The following is a 19,479-nucleotide window of genomic DNA, read 5'->3' as shown; positions in this document are numbered from 1 at the left end:
TATTCAAGGCGTTAAATATTACTCAGGAATATAATTCAATATCGGTCCAAGCCAGCGCTCCACATCCGCAACCGGCATATTTTTGCGACTCGCATAATCTTCAACCTGATCGCGCTCGACCTTGGCCACACCGAAATAATAGCTGTCCGGATGCGAGAGATAGAGACCGGAAACCGAAGAACCCGGCCACATCGCATAGCTCTCTGTCAGCTCTACACCTGTGGTTGCCGTGGCATCGAGCAGACGGAACAGAGTGGTCTTTTCCGTATGGTCAGGCTGCGCCGGATAACCCGGTGCCGGACGGATACCCGCATAAGGCTCACCCACCAGCTGATCCGGCGTGAAAGTCTCATCTTTCGCATAGCCCCAGAATTCTTTACGCACCCGTTCATGCATGGCTTCCGCAAAAGCTTCCGCAAAACGGTCTGCCAGTGCTTTAACGAGAATGGAGGAGTAATCATCATTGGCGCGTTCAAAACGCTCGGCAATCGCCACTTCCTCAATACCGGCAGTGACGACGAAACCGCCAATATAATCCGCCTTGCCGCTGTCTTTTGGTGCCATGAAATCCGACAGTGCCACATTCGGGCGACCGTCGCGCTTCGATAACTGCTGGCGCAGGGTGTAGAATGTATCCGTATGCTCCTGACGGGTTTCATCCTTATAAAGGTGAATATCATCGCCCACCACATTGGCCGGCCAGAAGCCGATGACCGCACGCGGTGCGAACCATTTCTCGTCAATGATCTTCTTCAGCATGGCCTGCGCATCTTCATAAAGCTGACGCGCGGCAGGGCCTTGTTTTTCATCATCAAGAATGGCTGGGAAGCGGCCTTTCAGCTCCCATGTCTGGAAAAACGGCGTCCAGTCAATATAGCGTGCCAGTTCTTCCAGATCATAGGTTTCAAAGACTTTGGTGCCGAGGAAAGTCGGTTTCGGCGGGGTATAATTTTCCCAGTCCAGCTTTTCGCTATTCTCACGGGCGCGAGCCAGCGGCAGGCGCTTCTTCTCCGCTTCGCTCCGTTCATGAGCAGCAGTGACCTTAGCATATTCCGCGCGGATGTCAGCCACATAGCCGTCTTTCTGCTCCGGCGATAACAGCTGAGACACAACACCGACAGCACGACTGGCATCCAGCACATAAACGGTCTGGCCGCGCTGATATTTCGGATGGATTTTCACTGCCGTATGCACACGGCTGGTAGTGGCTCCGCCGATCAGCAATGGCAGATCAAAGCCTTCACGCTCCATCTCCGCTGCCACATGCACCATTTCATCCAGCGACGGTGTAATGAGACCGGACAGACCGATAATGTCCACTTTCTCGTCTTTTGCTACCTGCAAAATCTTGGCCGCAGGCACCATCACACCGAGATCGATGATTTCATAATTGTTACAGGCCAGCACCACACCGACAATATTCTTGCCGATATCATGCACATCGCCCTTGACCGTCGCCATCAGGATTTTACCGGCACTCTGGCGGGTTTCACCACCATTCTGTGCCTTTTCCTCTTCCATATAGGGCAGCAGAACCGCTACAGCCTGTTTCATCACGCGGGCAGATTTCACCACCTGCGGCAGAAACATTTTGCCCGAGCCAAACAGATCCCCCACCACATTCATACCGGCCATCAGCGGGCCTTCAATCACATGTAGCGGGCGCTCGGCGCTCTGACGGGCTTCTTCCGTATCAGCTTCAATATATTCGGTAATACCGTTGACCAGCGCATGTTCAATACGCTTCTCAACGCTCCATTCGCGCCAACTTAAGTCTTTCTCTTTGGCTTCTTTGCCCGCTGCACCACGGAAGCGCTCGGCAATTTCCAATAGGCGTTCGGTCGCGTCCTCACGACGGTTCAGCACCACATCTTCGCAGGCTTCACGCAATTCCGGATCAATCGATTCATAAACCGCCAGCTGACCGGCATTGACGATCCCCATATCCATGCCAACCTGAATGGCATGATAAAGAAACACCGCATGCATAGCTTCACGCACCGGCTCATTACCGCGGAACGAGAAAGACAGGTTGGAAACACCGCCAGAAATATGCACATGCGGCAGGGTTTCAATGATTTCTTTGGTCGCATCAATGAAATCATTGCCGTAATTATTATGCTCTTCAATCCCTGTCGCCACGGCAAACACGTTCGGATCGAAGATGATATCTTCCGGCGGAAAACCGACCTGCTCGGTCAGAATTTTATAGGCGCGGGTACAAATCTCGACCTTACGCTGTTTGGTATCCGCCTGGCCGGTCTCGTCAAAAGCCATCACCACCACGGCGGCACCATAGGCACGCACCAGTTTAGCGTGATGGATAAAGGCTTCTTCACCTTCTTTCAGGGAGATAGAATTGACCAGCGGTTTACCCTGAACGCATTTCAGACCGGCCTCGATCACATCCCATTTGGAACTGTCAATCATCACCGGTACACGGGCAATATCCGGCTCGGCAGCGACCAGATTGAGATAATCCACCATCACCTTCTGGCTGTCGATCAGGCCTTCATCCATATTGATGTCGATGATCTGCGCACCATTATTCACCTGATCGCGGGCAACATCGAGCGCCGTCGTATAATCACCGGAGGTAATCAGTTTTTTGAAACGCGCAGAACCCGTGACATTGGTACGCTCGCCGACATTCACAAACGGAATATCCTTGGTCAGCGTAAACGGTTCAAGGCCGCTCAGACGCATCAGTGGTGCCAGTTTCACCGGCTTACGTGGCTCGTATTTGCCTGTGGCTTCAGCAATCGCGGTAATATGTTCCGGCGTAGAACCGCAACAGCCGCCTACCACATTGACCAGACCTTCACGCGCGAAATCTTCCATCTGCACGGCCATCACTTCCGGTGTCTCATCATAACGGCCGAACTCATTCGGCAGACCGGCATTCGGATAGGCGCAAACAAAAGTATCGGCCACACCTGAAAGCTCTGCCAAGTGCGCACGCATCGCATTGGCACCCAGCGCACAGTTCAGACCAATGGTGAACGGACGCGCATGGCGCAGCGAATACCAGAAAGCTGTCGGCGTCTGGCCGGACAATGTGCGGCCGGAAAGATCGGTAATCGTACCGGAAATCATCAGCGGCAAGCGGATGCCTTTTTCGGCAAAAACCTGCTCACAGGCAAAGACCGCAGCCTTAGCATTGAGCGTATCGAAAATAGTTTCAATCAGAATAATATCCGAACCGCCATCGACCAGACCATTGATCTGCTCGGCATAGGCGATACGCAGATCATCAAATGTCACGGCGCGGTAGCCCGGATTATTCACATCCGGTGACAGGGAAGCCGTGCGGTTTGTCGGCCCCAAGGCACCGGCGACAAAACGGCGGCGGCCATCCTTGGCTTGCGCACGCAGAGCGGCACGGCGTGCCAAACGGGCACCATCTCGGTTCAGATCATAAACCGCCTCTTCCATGCTGTAATCGGCCTGTGCGATAGAAGTGGAAGAGAATGTATTGGTTTCGAGAATATCCGCACCGGCTATCGCATAGGCATAATGAATTTCTTCAATTGCCTGTGGCTGGGTCAGGGTTAGCAGGTCATTATTGCCCTGCAAATGACACTCACAAGCGGCAAAGCGCTCACCACGGAAATGCTCTTCATGGAAACCCAGCCCCTGAATCTGCGTACCCATCGCACCATCAAGAATGAGGATGCGTTCACGGGCAGCTTTCTGCAAAGCGGCAAGCACTTCCGAACCATCCGGCTTTGCAGCGACGGGGCCAAACAGATCATCCAGTGAAGTGCTCATTATATTTCCTGCCTGTTACTCAAATAGTTTTGAGTTGATGACATAAACATATCTTTATGTCAAATGCGCAACCCCTCCATTCCTGCTTCCTCCCGCTCACCGAACGCGCCATTGCCGTTATGATTTGTGAAATCACCGGCATAAATTCGCCGCAGTTTTTCCGTGGCTTCAGCGTATATTGGAAAAAACAAATTCCGGTTTGTATCGCGGGAATAATTACAGTCATGCAGCGTTCATCTCTCAGAGAGTACCATGCCCGATGCGCCGGATAAGCATATGTCATGAAACGCTGACAGAAGATTATTGAGTGCGCCTTCATTGAGGAGAAACAGAAATGAGAAAACTGCTTTCTTATTTTACTGCGGCGCTGACAGCGCTGACTATGAGCATTTTGTCTTTCGGCACTGTAGCGCAAGCGCAGCCGGTTGCTGCCGCTTATAGTGCTGTGTTGCAGGATATGACCGCAGCAAAACAAGGCCTGAGCCGGAATGTTCAATATTATCCGGAACGCCGCGAATATCGTGAAAGACGACACTATGACCGCCGTTACGACCGTCGCTATGATCGTCGTTATGACCGGCCGCGCCACTGGAACCGTCCGCACTACCGGCCGTATTACAGACCTTATTATCAGCCGCAGTTCCGTTATTACCGTCCGGCACCGCCACGCTATTATCGTCCGGCACCGGTTTACCGCTCCGGCCGTAATGCCCATATCAACTGGTGCTATAACCGCTACCGGTCTTACCGCGCATCGGACAATACGTTCCAGCCGAATTACGGTCCGCGCCGTCAGTGCTACTCACCTTATATCTGAGCAAGCCCCGCTGACAGAAACAAAAACGCCGCCTGAAACAGGCGGCGTTTTATTAAAGTCAAACTTTATCAGCAGATCAGGTAACATAAGAGCCGATTGAAGCCGCAACCAGACCGATCGCCACAGCAATCAATGCGCCGTAAACACGCGGCTTATCCAGCAAAACAGCGAATGCTGAAAACCATGCGACGATTGCCGCACCAAGTGCAAACAAGAAGCCGGGCTTGTCATAAACCACAAGATTTACGGTTATCAGGGCACCAATAATCAGCGCGCCGAAAACGATCATCATGCCCATGGCATATTTTTCATAATCGTCCATATGCATTTCCTATGTACCAGCCCGTGCGGGCTTAAAGCAGTTTTAAACACAGCCTGCAGTGCAATAACCGCCAGCTTGTCATCATTTCAAAGCCAGACAATCACTTTTAACGTGAATCTTCAACTGCAGATCATCATGAATATCAGCAATCGCAGCGCTTTTCAGGGGATTATTTCAGGCAATGGTTGATGTGAAATCAGCCGAATAGCGCATTTCGCGCAACGGGCGCACAGCCTGAGTCGTCGCATCATAGGTCGGATGCGCTTTAAAGGCGGCCAGTGCAGCTTCATCACGGAACTCGCCATAAACAACCAGATCAATCCGGTCACACATCGGATCAACTTTGCTGTTCGCTACAACTTCAAAACATTCGGAATGGGGAATCGTCGCCAGAGCCCGTAAACGGCGACATACATCCTCCACGTCCTGATCTTTTTTGACGCTGAAAAATACAATATGCCGTATCACGAGTGTTTCCTAACCAGCCGGTTGATATGAAGAATGGTTATCTATCATATGGGCGCCGGAAAAGTCATCTTCAATTCAATGTGAAATTTGAGCGTTAAGCCGCTTCTCGGTCTGCTTCCGTGCCCGGAGCCAGCCGGACTTCAAGACCGTTCAGATCCTGCGTCATAATAATCTGGCAGGAAAGCCGCGAATTATCTTCGACATGGAAGGTCTGGTCGAGCTGATCCAGCTCTTCATCCTGCGGGTCATAGAGTTTATCCGCCCATTCCGGCGTTACATAAACATGACAAGTGCCGCAGGCACAGGCACCGCCGCATTCCGCTTTAATATTCAGGCCCCAGTCACGGATCACTTCCATAACGCGAAAGCCTTCGAGAGCCTCAAGCGTATGCCGCTCGCCCTTTTGATCGGTTACATGAATGAAAAGTGTATCAGAACTCAAAACGATGCCTTTTGAACAGCGCAGACTTGGGAGATACAATGGTAGATAATGTTTTCAGCACATAAAACAAGCTTTATTCCTGCCTCCCTGTCCCTAAACCGTGAATTGACCATAGTGAAAACTATTCAGGCTGTATTGAAAACAGCTGATCTTACAGACCCTGTCGCCGCCGCCAGCTATAACCGGCCAGTCCCTGTTCGGCACCATGAATGCCACCGGCAACCGGCTGATAATAAAGACCGCTATCGTGCAGTTCTCCGGTAAGCAGACGTTGCAAAGTCCGTGCATCTTTAACCTGCAGCGTGTCAAAACCGGAGCGCAGCATCGCACTCACCTGATCAATATGCACAGCGCCTGATGCTCTGATCTCACCGGCAAATCCGTAATGAGAGCGCAGCCGTGCGGCTTTGGAAAAAGAGCGCCCGTCATTAAAGGCGGGAAAATCCAGCACCAGAATATCAATATGCGCCAAATCATCCAGCAAAGTGTCGAGCGCTTCACCGGCTTCCACCCGCACACCGATACGGATATTGCGCAGGCGATTTAGCTGTGTGTTCAGTTCTGCCCAGAGTGTCAGCGACAGCAACACAGCTGTGTGACCCGCAATTTCCTCAAGCGTCTCAACCGTTACAAATTCATCCTCAGTCAGGCCGCTGCGTGACCAGACGGCAGGCAATGCAACATCCGTCATGCATCTGCTCCCTTTATTTTATCCTGCTGCAAATGCCGCTCCAGCCCCCCCAGATGAATACCGCATTCGGTTTTACCGGAACCTGACCAGCGCCCTGCCCGCTGATCTTCATCATCACTGACCGGCCGCGTGCATGGCATGCAACCTATGGAGCGATAGCCCTGCTCCACCAGCGGATGCGGCGGCAGATGATGCACCTCGCGGTAGGCTTCCAGCTGTTCTGCGTTCCAGTCTTTGAGAGGATTGATACGGATATGCTGCCCCAAAGCCTCGAAAGCGGGCAGATTGTTGCGCGTAGCCGCCTGAAACTGCTTGCGCCCCGTGAACCATGCCTGAAATGGTGCAATGCCCTGTGCAAGCGGCTGGACTTTGCGTAAATCGCAGCAACGGTCTTTATCTGTAAGGCACAGAGCGCCCAGCGGATCATGCGTTTTCAAAGCACTCGCGTCCGGCAACAGATCGCGGACATCTGTCAGCCCCAGCTCCTGCACCAGTTGCGCCTGATAGCGCAATGTCCCCGGAAAATGCTTATTGGTTTGCAAGAACAAAACCGGCAATGACGGCTGCGCCTGCGCAATCAAATGCAGCAAAATTGCAGAATCCGCACCGAAAGAGGATACGGCTGCCAGCCCTGCTCCAAATTCCTGCACACTGGCAGCAATAATGTCCTCAGCCGGTGCCGCACCATAAAGATGATTGAGATGCTGAACCCTGTCCGCAACCCGTTGATGCGTATCAGGCTGCATGGGCAGCCTCCCCGTAGAGTGCGGTTTTAAACGGCTGCGCCCCTAAGCGCCGGTAGGTTTCGAGAAAGCTTTCCTGCGTTGCGCTGCGGATATTCAGATAGGTATTGACCACCGTCTCAATAGCATCCACCACATCTTCAGATGAAAAACCGCGACCGGTAATATCACCGATAGATGTCTGCTCATCACCGGAACCGCCGAGCGTGATCTGGTATAGTTCCTCGCCTTTTTTCTCCACGCCGAGAATACCGATATGGCCGACATGGTGATGACCGCAGGCATTGATACAGCCGGAAATTTTGATCTTCAGATCACCGATTTCTTCCTGCCGCGCCTGTGAACCGAAACGCTCGGAAATACGCTGCGCCACAGGGATGGAGCGGGCATTGGCCAGAGCGCAATAATCGAGCCCCGGGCAGGCAATAATATCGGTAATCAGCCCTGCATTGGCTGTGGCAAGACCGGCCTGCTGCAATTGCGCATAAAGCACAGGCAAATCGGCCAGCGCCACATGCGGCAGCACCAGATTTTGCTCATGGCTGACGCGGATTTCTGCCTGCGAGTAATGCTCAGCGAGATCAGCCACAATGTCCATCTGATCGGCTGACGCATCGCCCGGAATTTCACCGATCGCTTTGAGCGAGATTGTCACCACACCATAATCAGGATGCTTATGCGGTGTCACATTACGGGAAAACCATGAGGCAAAACCCGCATCATTTTTACGTGTTGCAGCGACAAGCCCGTGCCCCTCTGCGCGTTCCGGCAAATCGGGCGCAGCAAAATAGGCATTAATGGCCGCAATATCGGCCTCCGGCAGTTTCAGATCACTGTCTTTAATCACCTGCCATTCGGCTTCAATCTGCGCCTGCAAATCTTCCAGTCCGGTTTCATGGACGAGGATTTTGATACGGGCCTTATATTTATTATCACGGCGGCCATGGAGATTATAAACCCGCACAATAGCGGTGATATAGGTCAGTAAATCCGCTTCCGGCAGAAAATCCCGTACCTTTTTGGCAATCATCGGCGTGCGTCCCTGCCCGCCGCCGATATAGACTGCAAAGCCGCGCTGTCCTTGCTCGTTCTCTTTCAGATGCAGGCCTATATCATGCACCTGAATGGCCGCACGATCAGCCTCAGCCCCCGTGACCGCAATTTTGAATTTGCGTGGCAGATAGGAAAATTCCGGATGCAGTGATGACCATTGCCGTAAAATTTCGGCATAGGGGCGCGGATCGGCCACTTCATCCTGTGCCGCACCAGCAAAATGATCGGCTGTTACATTGCGGATGCAATTGCCGGAGGTTTGGATGGCATGCATCTCCACCTCGGCCAGCTCTTCCAGAATAGCGGGAATATCGGTGAGTTTCGGCCAGTTGAACTGCAAATTCTGTCGCGTTGTAAAATGTCCGTAGCCACGATCATAGACACGGGCAATATGTGCCAGCTTGCGCATCTGACGGGAGGACAAAGTGCCGTAAGGAATAGCAATGCGCAGCATATAGGCATGGAGTTGCAGATAGACGCCATTCATCAGCCGCAGCGGTTTGAAATGATCCTCGCTCAGTTCACCGCTTAAACGACGTGCCACCTGATCGCGAAACTGCTCCACACGGGCGAAAACAAATTCGCGGTCAAACTCATCATACCGGTACATGACTGCCTCTCCCAACGCGCATTAAAACTCAACCGGCTACCGAATGCAGCCGTACAACAGGCGTGATTGTCGGGCCTGATAGGCGGATGCGTTCACGCAGACGAACCGGAAACAGCTCATTGCCGCGCTCTTCGACCTCAATCAGATTGATATCCACCACCTCATCAAAACGGCTGGCCTGCTGACCGGCCGCTTCCAGCGCTGCCACAGCCTCAGGATGCCGCGCCAGCAGCGCTCCGCGAATGGAACTCGCCCAATGACCATCCGCAGCAAGCCAGACCGAAACACCGTCGCTCAAACGATTGGCACTCAGAACTTTGACTGTCATTATGCTTTCTCCTTTTCACCGGCTTGCAAAATATGCAGTGCCGGTGTCTGTTGTACCGCTGTGTGCTCTTGGGCAAGCGGGCGGGCATCTTCCAGAGAGGCACCGGCAACCGCATCGCCGATAATCACCATCACCGGCCCTCGCAGCTCTTTATGATTTTCCAGATGCGCCAGATCTTTTAAGAGGCCGTGCAACATTACACGCCCGCTCCGTCCGGCATTTTCCACCACGGCCACGGCCGTATCTTCATGCAGACCTGCACCGATCAGGCGGCTCGCAACAGAAGCGGCAACGCTTGCGCCCATATAGACAGCAATGGTTGCACCGCTGAGAGCGAGCCGCGCCCAGTCCGGCAGTATGTCCCCCGCCATATCGTGACCGGTGGTGAAAATCAGGGAGGATGCAACACCACGCAATGTCAAAGGCAACTGCATATCAGCGGCAGCAGCAATGGCTGAAGTAATGCCGGGAACAATCTCAAAACCGATATTGGCTGCACGCAAAGCGGCCATTTCTTCACCGGCACGGCCAAAGACCAGCGGATCACCGGATTTTAGCCGCACCACGCGCTGCCCTTCTTGGGCAAGCTCAACAAGCAACTGATTAATCTCGCTCTGGCTTTTACTGTGGCAGCCTTTGCGCTTCCCCACAGGAATGCGTACCGCATCGCGCCTGCCCATAGTAACCACGCTCTCCGGCACCAGCGCATCATAAAGGATCACATCCGCCTGCATCAGCACGCGTTGCGCACGCAAAGTCAGCAGATCTTCAGCCCCCGGCCCTGCGCCGACCAGCCAGACATAACCGGCAGGGATATTCACCTCAATCAGAGCCTGATCGGCCAGTTCCCGCGCAAGGCTCAGATCACCGCGCTCAACAGCCTGCGTAATTGTGCCGTTGAAAAATACATTCCAGAACTGACGTCGCGCTGCACCTCTCGGCAGTGTGCTTTCCACCTTGTCACGATAATCTGCCGCCAGTTGCGCCAATGCGCCAATCTGTGGCGATAAAGCAGCCCCTATCTCGCGGCGCAGTTTTTGCGCCAGAACCGGCCCTGCACCTTCTGTACCGATTGCCACGGCAACCGGTGCGTGAGCCACCAGCGCAGGCGTGAAGAAATCGCACAGATGCGGCCTGTCGACCACATTGACCGGAATGTGCCGTGCTTTTATCTCATCAGCGATTTTTGCATCCTGTGCGGCATCACCTGTCGCCACGAATGCGAGTTTCACCTGAGCGAAATCATTATCCTGCAAAGCACCGGTACGTAAATTATAGCCAGCATCCAGCACGAACTGCACCAGATCAGCTTCCGGTGTCTCACCTTCCGGCACCACAATGCGGATTTGCGCTGTTGTTTCCGCAATCAGCCGCGCCTTGTTCAGCGCTTCTTCACCACCGCCGACAATCAGCACTGCCGCGCTGTCCACGCGGAAGAAAGCCGGAAAAGCCGTTAATCTGGTTGGGTGAGCTGTCACAATCAGCACCTTTCAAAGGGTGGTTAAAGATTGTGCCGAGTATCGCGCATTCTGCGACAGCTTATAAGCAACAGGCTTGTGCGCTTGGCCGCTGCGCCGCATCGCTTTTGCGAGTTTTGCAAATTTCGTGAAATTTAGTTCCGAAAACTGACAGCCGCCGGTATATGCACCGGCCAGCAGCGCGGCAGCACCGCGATAAGATCAAAGCGCAGAGACAACTTGTGATGATCCGGCTGACGGGCAAGCCAATGATCAGCCGCAGACTCAATCCGGTACAGGTTCATAGCACTGACAGCTTCCATTGCCGCTTCAACGGAGGCACGCGCTTTAACCTCGACAATCAGCACCAGACTGCCGCGTCTGGCGATCAGATCAATCTCGCCAAAGCGGGTTTTATAGCGCCGCTCGACGATGCGAAAACCTTTAAGCATCAGAGCAAAAGCGGCCAGCCGCTCCGCCCGTATCCCGCGAGAAAATGCCTGCTGCTTTTTCTCACGAGACGTACTCATTATTTTTGAGCCTTCAATATCATCAGGCGCTGATAGAGTTCGCCTTTTTGTTTACCGGTCATGCGTGAAGCTTCACCGGCTGCTTTGGATGGTGAAAGCTCCTGTGCAAGCGAAAGCAATAAGGCATCAATATCCTGCTCGGTCACCGGCACGGAATTTTGCAACGGCGCACCGACCAGCAAAACCACCTCACCGCGAATACGGTCTTCGCCGTCATATTGTTCGCACAGCGCACCCAAAGTCGAGGTTGAAAAAGTCTCATAGGCTTTGGTCAGCTCACGGCACAGAGCAGCAGGGCGATCCGCACCAAAGACTGCCGCCATATCTTGCAAAGTATCCGAGGCACGGTTAGGCGATTCAAAGAAGATCAGCGTCGTATCAATGGTCTTATAGGTTTCCAGCTTGTTGCGGCGCTGCCCCTGTTTCGGCGGCAGGAAACCGCAAAACATGAAACTGTCGGTCGGCAAGCCGGAGGCCATCAAAGCCGCCATCACCGCCGAGGCACCGGGCACCGGCACCACTTTATAACCGGCATTGCGGGCTTCCTCGACCAGACGATAGCCCGGATCGGAAACCAGCGGCGTACCGGCATCGGAAACCAGTGCCACGCTTTTACCGGCCGCCAGTGCTTCCAGAATTTTCGGCCCGGCTTCAGCAGCATTATGCTCGTGATAGGCCATCGGACGGCGGGCAATCGCAAAACGATTGAGCAGCACACGGGTAACGCGCGTATCCTCACAGGCCAGCACATCACACGATGCCAGCACTTCCAGCGCCCGCAAAGTTATATCACCGAGATTACCGATTGGCGTGGCGACAATATAGAGCGCAGGCTCAATCGGGCGGGCACGGAAGTTCTTTTCCCCCACCACATAGCCGCGCGTTTCCTGTAGATTGTCTTCCACGTTCTATCCTTATTTTAACGGCTTATGCAGTCAGTTCTGCAACCAGCGTATTGAGCAGCAAAGCACCATCCGGCGTTGCCCGCAAGAAACGCTCATCGCGCAGTTCCAGCAATTTTTGCTCCAGAAGCTGCTCCAGCCGCTGCGGGTTCAGACCATGGCCGGTCAGCTTCTGATAGCGGTTGAGATCAACGCCTTCTTTCAGGCGCAGTCCCATCATCAGGAATTCATCGCCTTCCTGTTCCGCTGTCAGATATTCTTCTTCAATAATACCGTGGCCGGAGGCTTCAACCTTATCCACCCAAGTTTCAGGATGCTTCTCAGTAATTGTCACTGTGCGTGTGCCGTTCTCACGGAAGCGCCCATGCGCACCGGGGCCGACGCCGACATATTCGCCATAGCGCCAATAGACCAGATTATGCTGGGACTCGCGTCCTGCAACCGCATGATTGGAAATCTCATAGGCAGGCAGACCAAGCTCTGCCGTCACGCGCTGCGTCTCTTCATAAAGTGCTGCGGCATGATCCGGCTCCGGCGTGGTCAGTTTGCCAGCCTTCCAGAGATTATAGAACTGTGTGCCTTCTTCAATTGTCAGCTGATAGAGCGACAAATGATCGGCTGCGAGGGCTACCGCCTCGCGCAATTCCGCATTCCAGTCGGCAATCGTCTGGTCAGGGCGGGCATAGATCAGATCGAAAGACAGGCGCGGGAAAATCTCCCGTGCCAGGCCAATCGCCACTTTCGCCTCAGCCACAGAATGCAACCGCCCGAGACGCTTGAGATCGCGGTCATTCAGTGCCTGCACACCGAGCGATACGCGATTGACACCGGCAGCGCGGTAGCCGCGAAAACGGTCGGCTTCCACACTGGTCGGATTGGCTTCCAGCGACACTTCAATATTGTCAGCAACGGACCAGTATTTGGCGATTCCATCCAGCAAAGCGCCGACGGTCTGCGGCTGCATCAGTGATGGCGTGCCGCCGCCTAAGAAAATACTGGTAACCGTGCGTGGTCCTGTCCGCTCGCGCAACGTCGCCATTTCGCGCAAGAAACTCTGCGCAAAACGCGGCTGATCCACCGGCTGATGCCGCACATGCGAGTTGAAATCGCAATAAGGACATTTGGCCATGCAGAACGGCCAATGCAGATAAATACCGAAAGCATGATCCCCGTCTGCCTGCAAGATGGGCAGCGGGTTCACACTATTAGCATGAGCGACAGCAGACAGGGACTGCATTATTTAACTTCCGCCATGGCAAATTTTGCTTCGGCAAACAATTTGAATGCGCGTGCACGATGCGACAAGGCGTGAGCATCACCCGGTTTCCAGCCGTGTTTTTCCGTCGCGGTCATTTCACCGAATGTCTTGTCATAACCATCCGGCAAGAACAGCGGGTCAAAGCCGAAACCGTCATTGCCGCGTGGCGTAACAATCTGACCTTCCACTTCACCGCGGTAATATTCCGCGTGGCCATCCGGCCAGCACAGGCAGATTACGGAAACAAAGCGACCTTTGCGCTGTTCCGGCAGCATTGCGCCTGCGGCTGCAAGCTTATCGATAACTTTGCCCATCGCCATATTGAAATCGCGGCTGCCATCCGGCAGCTCCGCCCAATTGGCTGTGTACACACCAGGCTCACCGCCCAGCGCATCAACCATCATGCCGGAATCATCCGAGAGAGCAGGCAGACCGGTTGCTTCAGCTGCGGCAAAGGCTTTGATATAAGCATTCTGCTCAAAAGTTGTGCCGGTTTCATCCGGCTCAGGCAGGCCAAGCTGACCGGCTGACTGGGTATCAAAACCGAACGGTCCGATCAGATCCGCAAACTCTTTGAGCTTGCCCGCATTGTGACTTGCAACAACCAGTTTGCCTTTGTTCAGCTCTCTCATCAGTTTATCCATTATTCCATAATTTGGGTTCAGCGAATTCCAGTGAATTGCCGGAAGGATCGCGGATGTAAAGTGAGCGCGCGCCATTCGGCCAGTCAAATTCGCGCTCAACCTCGATACCATGTTTTTCCAGATGTTGCTTCCAGTCTGCGATTTCCTCGCGGCTGGCTGCAAAACACATATGGCCTGCACCGGTTGCACCATGGCTCGGGACAGGCAGCGCCCCTTCCGGTGCCGGTTTTACCGTCTCTCTGGCGTCGAAAATCAACAATACGCCCTCGCCGCAGCGAAAAAATGCATTGCGATGATTATAGGGCAACGCCAGTTCCAGCCCCAGAATATCGCGGTAGAACTGCACAGCCTCTTCGATATCGCGCACATAAAGCGCGGTTTCAAGGATCTGTTTCGGTTTCAGCTGTTCGTTCTGCATTATGAATTTCCCACCATCATCATTGTTACGGAAATGCTCCGGCCCGTTATAACAGGTTCCGGAACATTCTCCGCTCACGATCGGGTGAATTATCCAATTAAATTATTGGATAATTCAGAATGCATTCAGAGCAGCCTGTTTCCGAATTAAGAAACAGCCATTTTCTGCAGGTCAACCAGACGCTTGATACCATTACGTGCCAGCACCATCAGCGCCGCAAACTCCTCATCCGAGAATGGCTCACCTTCGGCTGTGCCCTGCACTTCAACAATACCACCGCGACCGGTCATCACGAAATTCGCATCGGTCTGCGCGGATGAATCTTCCGGATAATCCAGATCAATCACCGGCACGCCTTCGTAAATACCGCAGGAAATTGCAGCAACATGGTCCTTGAGAACCTTGTCGACCTTGACCATCTGGCGGGCTTCCATCCAGCGCAGGCAATCATGAAGCGCAACCCAACCGCCGGTAATGGCCGCAGTACGGGTGCCGCCATCAGCCTGAATAACATCGCAGTCGACGGTGATCTGATATTCACCCAGAGCCTGCATATCGACAACGGCGCGCAAGGAACGGCCGATCAGACGCTGAATTTCCTGTGTGCGGCCACCCTGTTTGCCGCTGGCGGCTTCACGACGCATACGATCGCCGGTTGAGCGTGGCAGCATGCCATATTCTGCTGTGACCCAGCCTTTACCGCTATTGCGCATCCAGCCCGGAACTTTTTCTTCAAGACTTGCGGTGCAAAGCACATGGGTATCGCCGAATTTCACAAGGCAGGAGCCTTCTGCATGTTTGGAAATACCGCGTTCAAAAGAGATTGCACGCATTTCGTCCGGAGTGCGTTTGGATGGACGCATGGATTTTCCTTTTAAAACAAGACTGCATCGCCAATGAACGGCAGCCTGACTGTAATCTGATGACACCTTTGAAAGGTAGTTATCCTGCTTCTAAGCCTGTAGTCGCCAAATTTAAAGGAAAATCGAAGGGGAAACATGCAAAGGGCATCTCCCGCCCTTTGCCAGCGCTGCACAATAGCCTATATATTGCGTATAAACGGAGCCAATGAACCTATGATAAGACCGGATCGTGCTGACACTCTGCATGCCCCTTTACAGGTGCTGGATCAGCGGTCACGCGATATTTTCCAGCGCATTGTTGAAAGCTATCTGAATGACGGCGAGCCGGTCGGCTCGCGCAATCTGTCACGTCTGCTGCCTTTATCTTTGTCTCCGGCAACCATCCGTAATGTGATGAGTGATCTGGAACATCTGGGACTGGTCTATTCTCCGCATATTTCCGCCGGCCGGATGCCGACCCAACTGGGTCTGCGCTTCTTTGTCGATGCCTTTATGGAGGTCAGCGACCTGCCTGCCGATGAACGCAGCAGTATTGAACATCAGGTACGTGCTGCCGGTCAAAATAACTCTGTTGAGCATGTGCTGACCGAAGCCAGCCAGATCCTCTCCGGCCTGTCACGCGGTGCCGGCCTGGTACTGGCGACCAAGGCCGAAGGCGCGCTCAAGCATATTGAATTTGTGCGGCTTGACCCAACCCGTGCTTTGGCGGTGATGGTCACGCAAAGCGGCGATGTAGAGAACCGTGTCCTTGACCTGCCTGCAGGTGTGACGTCTTCGCAGCTGATCGAAGCCTCGAATTTTCTGAATGCCCATATCCACGGTAAAACCCTTGCCGAAGCCCGCAATCAGATTGCAACTTTGCAAGAGGAAACCCGTCAGGCGCTCGACAGCCTCTCCCAGCATCTGGTGGAACAGGGGCTGGCAGTGTGGAGCGGCGCATCCGGTGACCAGCAAACCCGTTTGATTGTGCGCGGACGTTCCAATCTTCTGGAAAATATCTCCGCGCAGGATGATCTGGAACGGTTACGCCTGCTGTTTGACGATCTGGAAACCAAAGAAGGCATGATCCAGCTGCTGGATCTGGCGGAAGCCGGTTCCGGTGTACGGATTTTCATCGGCTCGGAGAATAAACTCTTCTCCCTGTCCGGCTCCTCACTGGTGGTTGCGCCCTATCGCGACTCCGAACAACGGGTCATCGGCGCGCTTGGCGTGATCGGCCCGACAAGGCTCAATTATGCCCGTATCGTGCCGATGGTGGACTATACGGCCTCGCTGGTTTCCCGCCTGTTACGGGGTTAAAACCGGTTTCACCCTGTTAATTTGCCGCGCCACAGAGCGATGGCCTTGATTTTCAGTACACAAACATCGATATCCCAGACAATATGATTCAAGACGGAAGAGAATAATGGCTGACGAAAAGAAAAACGGCGAAACCCCAGATCTTGGCCAGCGCGACCTGAATAATCCGCGTGACCGCGATGCTCTGAAGCGTGCCGCTGATGATTTTCTGAAAGCGCGCAAGGATGAAGCAGTGGCTGAAGCTGCAGAAGATGATGCTGCCGCTGAAGATGCCATCAACCCGCTTGCCGAATTGCAGGTGGAGAATAATGCGCTGAAAGACCAGATGCTGCGTCTGGCTGCCGATATGGAAAATCTGCGCAAACGCACTGCCCGCGAGATGCAGGATGCGAAAGCCTATGCGGTGACCAATTTTGCCCGCGATATGCTTTCAGTTTCCGACAATCTGCGCCGTGCGCTGGATGCTATTCCGACAGATGCGCTTGCTGAAGACACAGGCCTGAAAGCTCTGGCTGAAGGCGTGGAAATGACTGAACGCGCAATGATCAATGCGCTGGAACGTCATGGTGTAACCCAGCTGTCGCCGGAAGGTCAGAAATTCGACCCGAATTTCCATCAGGCGATCTTTGAAGTTCCGAATGCTGAAGTGCCGAATAATACGGTCGTTCAGGTCATGCAGACCGGCTATGCTATCGGCGAACGCGTTCTGCGTCCGGCCATGGTCGGCGTATCTCGCGGCGGTCCTAAAGAATAAAATATTCTGACATTGCGGCTTAACATCAGTCTCAGTCGCTCAGTGTAAAGACAAAACGGACGCAGGGCTTTCCTTGCGTCCGCTTTTTATTGGGCTGAATTTTCATAAAATTGCGTTACACAGGCATAAGCAATCCGGTGCGATTTGCTTAGATAAGGGAGGACAAGACATGACATTTATCGATTTCATCGACTATGCCGGTGTCTTTGTCTTTGCCGCAACCGGTGCGCTGGCGGCCTCGCGCTGCCGTCTTGATATTATCGGCTTCATCTTTCTTGCCAATATGACCGCCGTCGGCGGTGGTGCCCTGCGTGATCTGATGCTGGGCAATACACCGGTTAACTGGGTGCGCGAGCCGCTCTATCTGCTGATCGGCACCAGTGCTGCGATTCTGGTCTATTTCACCGCGCACCGTGTTGAATCGCGTTATCGTATTTTGCTCTGGCTTGATGCCATAGGTATGGCGATGTTCAGCGTGATGGGCGCAGAAAAGGCACTGCATCTCGGTTTCAATGCATGGGTGGCCATCGTTGCCGGTATTTTCACCGCAACAATGGGCGGCGTCTTGCGTGATGTGGTGGCAGGGCAGCCATCTGTATTGATGCGCCGTGAAATCTATATTTCCGCAGCGCTTGCCGGTGCCTGTACGTTTGTGGCGCTGAGTGCGCTCAATGCGCCGATCACCTTCTCTGTGCTGGCCGGTACCGGCATCGCTTTTCTGATCCGCGGCGGCGCTTTATATTACGGCTGGGTACTGCCTGCACACAAAGCGCGGCGCGGACGCACAGAAGAAGAACTCAAACGTGACGGTATTGTGCGCGACGAATAAAAACGGGAAGTAATATTTCCCTCCCCGTTTCGTTTTATATCTTTAGCTGGCTTTGATAAGACCCGCCTGTGCAGCAATATCTTTCAGATTATTCTGCGGACGCGGGCCGATTTGCTGGATAACAATACCGGCAGCCAATGAGCCGAACGCACCGCATTCTTTCAGCTGATAATCATTGGTATAGCCATAGAGGAAACCGGCGGCATAAAGATCGCCTGCACCGGTTGTATCAACCAGCGCGTCAATTTCAATCGCCTGCACTTCCACGGTTTCATCACCACGCAGAATGATCGATCCCTGCTCCGAACGGGTCACTGCAGCCAGTTTGCAATCGGCACGCAAGGCTTCGAGCGCACTCTCAAAAGATGAAGTCTGATAGAGCGATTTAACCTCCGCCTCATTGGCGAAAACAATATCGACAGTACCAGAGCGCATCAGATCAAGAAACTCATCACGGTAGCGATCCACACAGAACGGATCGGATAGGGTCATGGCCACTTCACGGCCATGCTCATGGGCGATTTTCGCTGCCAGCAAAATTGCTTCTTTGGCGCGTGGCGGATCCCACAAATAGCCTTCAAAATAAACCAGCTTGGATGTGCTGACTTTGGAGCTTTCAATATCTTCAATACCAAGCTCCACGCAGGCACCGAGATAGGTATTCATGGAACGCTCGCCATCGGGCGTCACAAAAATCATGGAGCGCGCGGTCGGTACGCCTTCCTGCAATGGTGCCGTATCAAACGCCACACCCTGACTACGAATATCATGTGTAAAAATCGTGCCGAGCTGATCCATCGCAACTTTGCCAAAATAGGCAGAGCGACCGCCCAGACTGGCCACACCTGCCGCAGTATTGCCTGCGCTGCCGCCCGACGCTTCAATCGCAGGGCCTTTGCGGCTGTAAAGCAGCTCGGCTCTTTCGCTGTCGATCAAATTCATAGCACCTTTGATGATGCCATTATTGACCAGAAAATCATCTTCGGTGCGGGAAATAATATCAACAATTGCATTCCCGATGCATAACACGTCATATTTGGCGGCAGAAATGGCTTTTACTCCCATAAAAACTTCGCGGCGGATGGCCGGAACTCAGCCCTCGCATCCATTGCGGCACCAGTTCTATCTATGGAATATGTTTTTTGCCAGTGCAGAAAAGCGTTTTCGTTTTCATCAATACAGCGGGCGATCTGTAAAAGCTCATCTTGTTGCCCCTGTACAGGCTCCCTATCTATCGGAAAAAAGAGCGCATCCCGAAAAGTGTATAGCGGTTTTCGGAT

Annotated in this window: 20 protein-coding genes; 4 read left to right on the top strand and 16 right to left on the bottom strand. The window is 53.5% G+C overall.

Going from position 1 to position 19,479, the window contains the following annotated elements; all coding sequences use genetic code 11:
- Positions 1 to 18: 18 nt before the first annotated feature.
- Positions 19 to 3,771, bottom strand: coding sequence for a methionine synthase (gene metH, locus K1X45_RS11730; protein ID WP_220158907.1), 3,753 nt, complete (start codon positions 3,769 to 3,771; stop codon positions 19 to 21).
- A 334-nt stretch (positions 3,772 to 4,105) separates the two neighbouring features.
- On the opposite strand from metH, the gene K1X45_RS11725 reads away from it, so the two are divergent.
- Complete coding sequence (locus K1X45_RS11725; RefSeq protein ID WP_220158906.1) at positions 4,106 to 4,588, top strand: BA14K family protein; 483 nt, start codon at positions 4,106 to 4,108, stop codon at positions 4,586 to 4,588.
- Between the two features lie 76 nt (positions 4,589 to 4,664).
- On the opposite strand, the gene K1X45_RS11720 is transcribed toward K1X45_RS11725, so the two are convergent.
- The 14 genes from K1X45_RS11720 to rph form a co-directional block, all read right to left on the bottom strand.
- A complete protein-coding gene (locus tag K1X45_RS11720) occupies positions 4,665 to 4,910 on the bottom strand; it encodes a hypothetical protein (protein ID WP_022710731.1) in 246 nt (81 codons plus the stop codon).
- Positions 4,911 to 5,084: 174 nt separating this feature from the next.
- Complete coding sequence (locus tag K1X45_RS11715) at positions 5,085 to 5,378, bottom strand: Dabb family protein (RefSeq protein ID WP_022710730.1); 294 nt, start codon at positions 5,376 to 5,378, stop codon at positions 5,085 to 5,087.
- A gap of 94 nt (positions 5,379 to 5,472) precedes the next feature.
- A complete protein-coding gene (locus K1X45_RS11710; protein ID WP_022710729.1) occupies positions 5,473 to 5,820 on the bottom strand; it encodes a 2Fe-2S iron-sulfur cluster-binding protein in 348 nt (115 codons plus the stop codon).
- Positions 5,821 to 5,971: 151 nt separating this feature from the next.
- The gene (locus K1X45_RS11705; protein WP_220158905.1) at positions 5,972 to 6,511 is read right to left on the bottom strand and encodes a DUF934 domain-containing protein; all 540 of its coding nucleotides are present in this window, start codon (positions 6,509 to 6,511) and stop codon (positions 5,972 to 5,974) included.
- Entirely contained in the window at positions 6,508 to 7,257 is a 750-nt protein-coding gene (locus K1X45_RS11700; protein WP_220158904.1) for a phosphoadenylyl-sulfate reductase, read from the bottom strand. The genes K1X45_RS11705 and K1X45_RS11700 overlap by 4 nt, the downstream gene beginning before the upstream one ends.
- Positions 7,247 to 8,917 (bottom strand): nitrite/sulfite reductase, encoded by a 1,671-nt coding sequence (locus K1X45_RS11695; RefSeq protein ID WP_220158903.1) that lies wholly within the window; start codon positions 8,915 to 8,917, stop codon positions 7,247 to 7,249. Before K1X45_RS11695 ends, K1X45_RS11700 begins: the two co-directional genes overlap by 11 nt.
- Before the next feature lie 28 nt (positions 8,918 to 8,945).
- A complete protein-coding gene (locus K1X45_RS11690; RefSeq protein ID WP_022710725.1) occupies positions 8,946 to 9,245 on the bottom strand; it encodes a DUF2849 domain-containing protein in 300 nt (99 codons plus the stop codon).
- Positions 9,245 to 10,732, bottom strand: coding sequence for a siroheme synthase CysG (gene cysG, locus K1X45_RS11685; RefSeq protein WP_220158902.1), 1,488 nt, complete (start codon positions 10,730 to 10,732; stop codon positions 9,245 to 9,247). Before cysG ends, K1X45_RS11690 begins: the two co-directional genes overlap by 1 nt.
- A 125-nt stretch (positions 10,733 to 10,857) precedes the next feature.
- The gene (locus tag K1X45_RS11680) at positions 10,858 to 11,232 is read right to left on the bottom strand and encodes a YraN family protein (protein ID WP_220158901.1); all 375 of its coding nucleotides are present in this window, start codon (positions 11,230 to 11,232) and stop codon (positions 10,858 to 10,860) included.
- Positions 11,232 to 12,137 (bottom strand): 16S rRNA (cytidine(1402)-2'-O)-methyltransferase, encoded by a 906-nt coding sequence (gene rsmI, locus K1X45_RS11675; RefSeq protein ID WP_022710722.1) that lies wholly within the window; start codon positions 12,135 to 12,137, stop codon positions 11,232 to 11,234. The genes K1X45_RS11680 and rsmI overlap by 1 nt, the downstream gene beginning before the upstream one ends.
- Before the next feature lie 22 nt (positions 12,138 to 12,159).
- On the bottom strand, positions 12,160 to 13,371 hold the full coding sequence (hemW, locus tag K1X45_RS11670; protein WP_220158900.1) for a radical SAM family heme chaperone HemW: 1,212 nt from the start codon (positions 13,369 to 13,371) through the stop codon (positions 12,160 to 12,162).
- Positions 13,371 to 14,024: an RdgB/HAM1 family non-canonical purine NTP pyrophosphatase gene (gene rdgB, locus K1X45_RS11665; protein WP_220158899.1), complete on the bottom strand. Its 654-nt coding sequence runs from the start codon at positions 14,022 to 14,024 to the stop codon at positions 13,371 to 13,373. Before rdgB ends, hemW begins: the two co-directional genes overlap by 1 nt.
- A 4-nt stretch (positions 14,025 to 14,028) precedes the next feature.
- Positions 14,029 to 14,439, bottom strand: coding sequence for a VOC family protein (locus K1X45_RS11660; RefSeq protein WP_220160482.1), 411 nt, complete (start codon positions 14,437 to 14,439; stop codon positions 14,029 to 14,031).
- A gap of 161 nt (positions 14,440 to 14,600) precedes the next feature.
- Positions 14,601 to 15,317, bottom strand: coding sequence for a ribonuclease PH (gene rph, locus K1X45_RS11655; protein WP_022710718.1), 717 nt, complete (start codon positions 15,315 to 15,317; stop codon positions 14,601 to 14,603).
- A 213-nt stretch (positions 15,318 to 15,530) separates the two neighbouring features.
- Here rph and hrcA point away from each other — a divergent pair, with 213 nt between their 5' ends.
- The 3 genes from hrcA (at position 15,531) to K1X45_RS11640 (ending at position 18,199) form a co-directional block, all read left to right on the top strand.
- Positions 15,531 to 16,616, top strand: coding sequence for a heat-inducible transcriptional repressor HrcA (hrcA, locus tag K1X45_RS11650; protein ID WP_075654098.1), 1,086 nt, complete (start codon positions 15,531 to 15,533; stop codon positions 16,614 to 16,616).
- A 106-nt stretch (positions 16,617 to 16,722) separates the two neighbouring features.
- A complete protein-coding gene (grpE, locus tag K1X45_RS11645; RefSeq protein ID WP_220158898.1) occupies positions 16,723 to 17,370 on the top strand; it encodes a nucleotide exchange factor GrpE in 648 nt (215 codons plus the stop codon).
- A gap of 169 nt (positions 17,371 to 17,539) precedes the next feature.
- Positions 17,540 to 18,199 (top strand): trimeric intracellular cation channel family protein, encoded by a 660-nt coding sequence (locus tag K1X45_RS11640; RefSeq protein ID WP_122094049.1) that lies wholly within the window; start codon positions 17,540 to 17,542, stop codon positions 18,197 to 18,199.
- Positions 18,200 to 18,241: 42 nt separating this feature from the next.
- Here the strand turns inward: K1X45_RS11640 and K1X45_RS11635 are convergent, their stop codons facing one another.
- Positions 18,242 to 19,264 (bottom strand): adenosine kinase, encoded by a 1,023-nt coding sequence (locus K1X45_RS11635; RefSeq protein WP_022710714.1) that lies wholly within the window; start codon positions 19,262 to 19,264, stop codon positions 18,242 to 18,244.
- Positions 19,265 to 19,479: the final 215 nt, after the last annotated feature.

It is taken from the genome of Pseudochrobactrum sp. Wa41.01b-1, assembly GCF_019464455.1.
GTDB lineage: Bacteria > Pseudomonadota > Alphaproteobacteria > Rhizobiales > Rhizobiaceae > Pseudochrobactrum > Pseudochrobactrum saccharolyticum.
The sequence above is the reverse complement of the archived record's forward strand: the minus strand, read 5'-3'. Positions and strand labels throughout refer to the sequence as shown.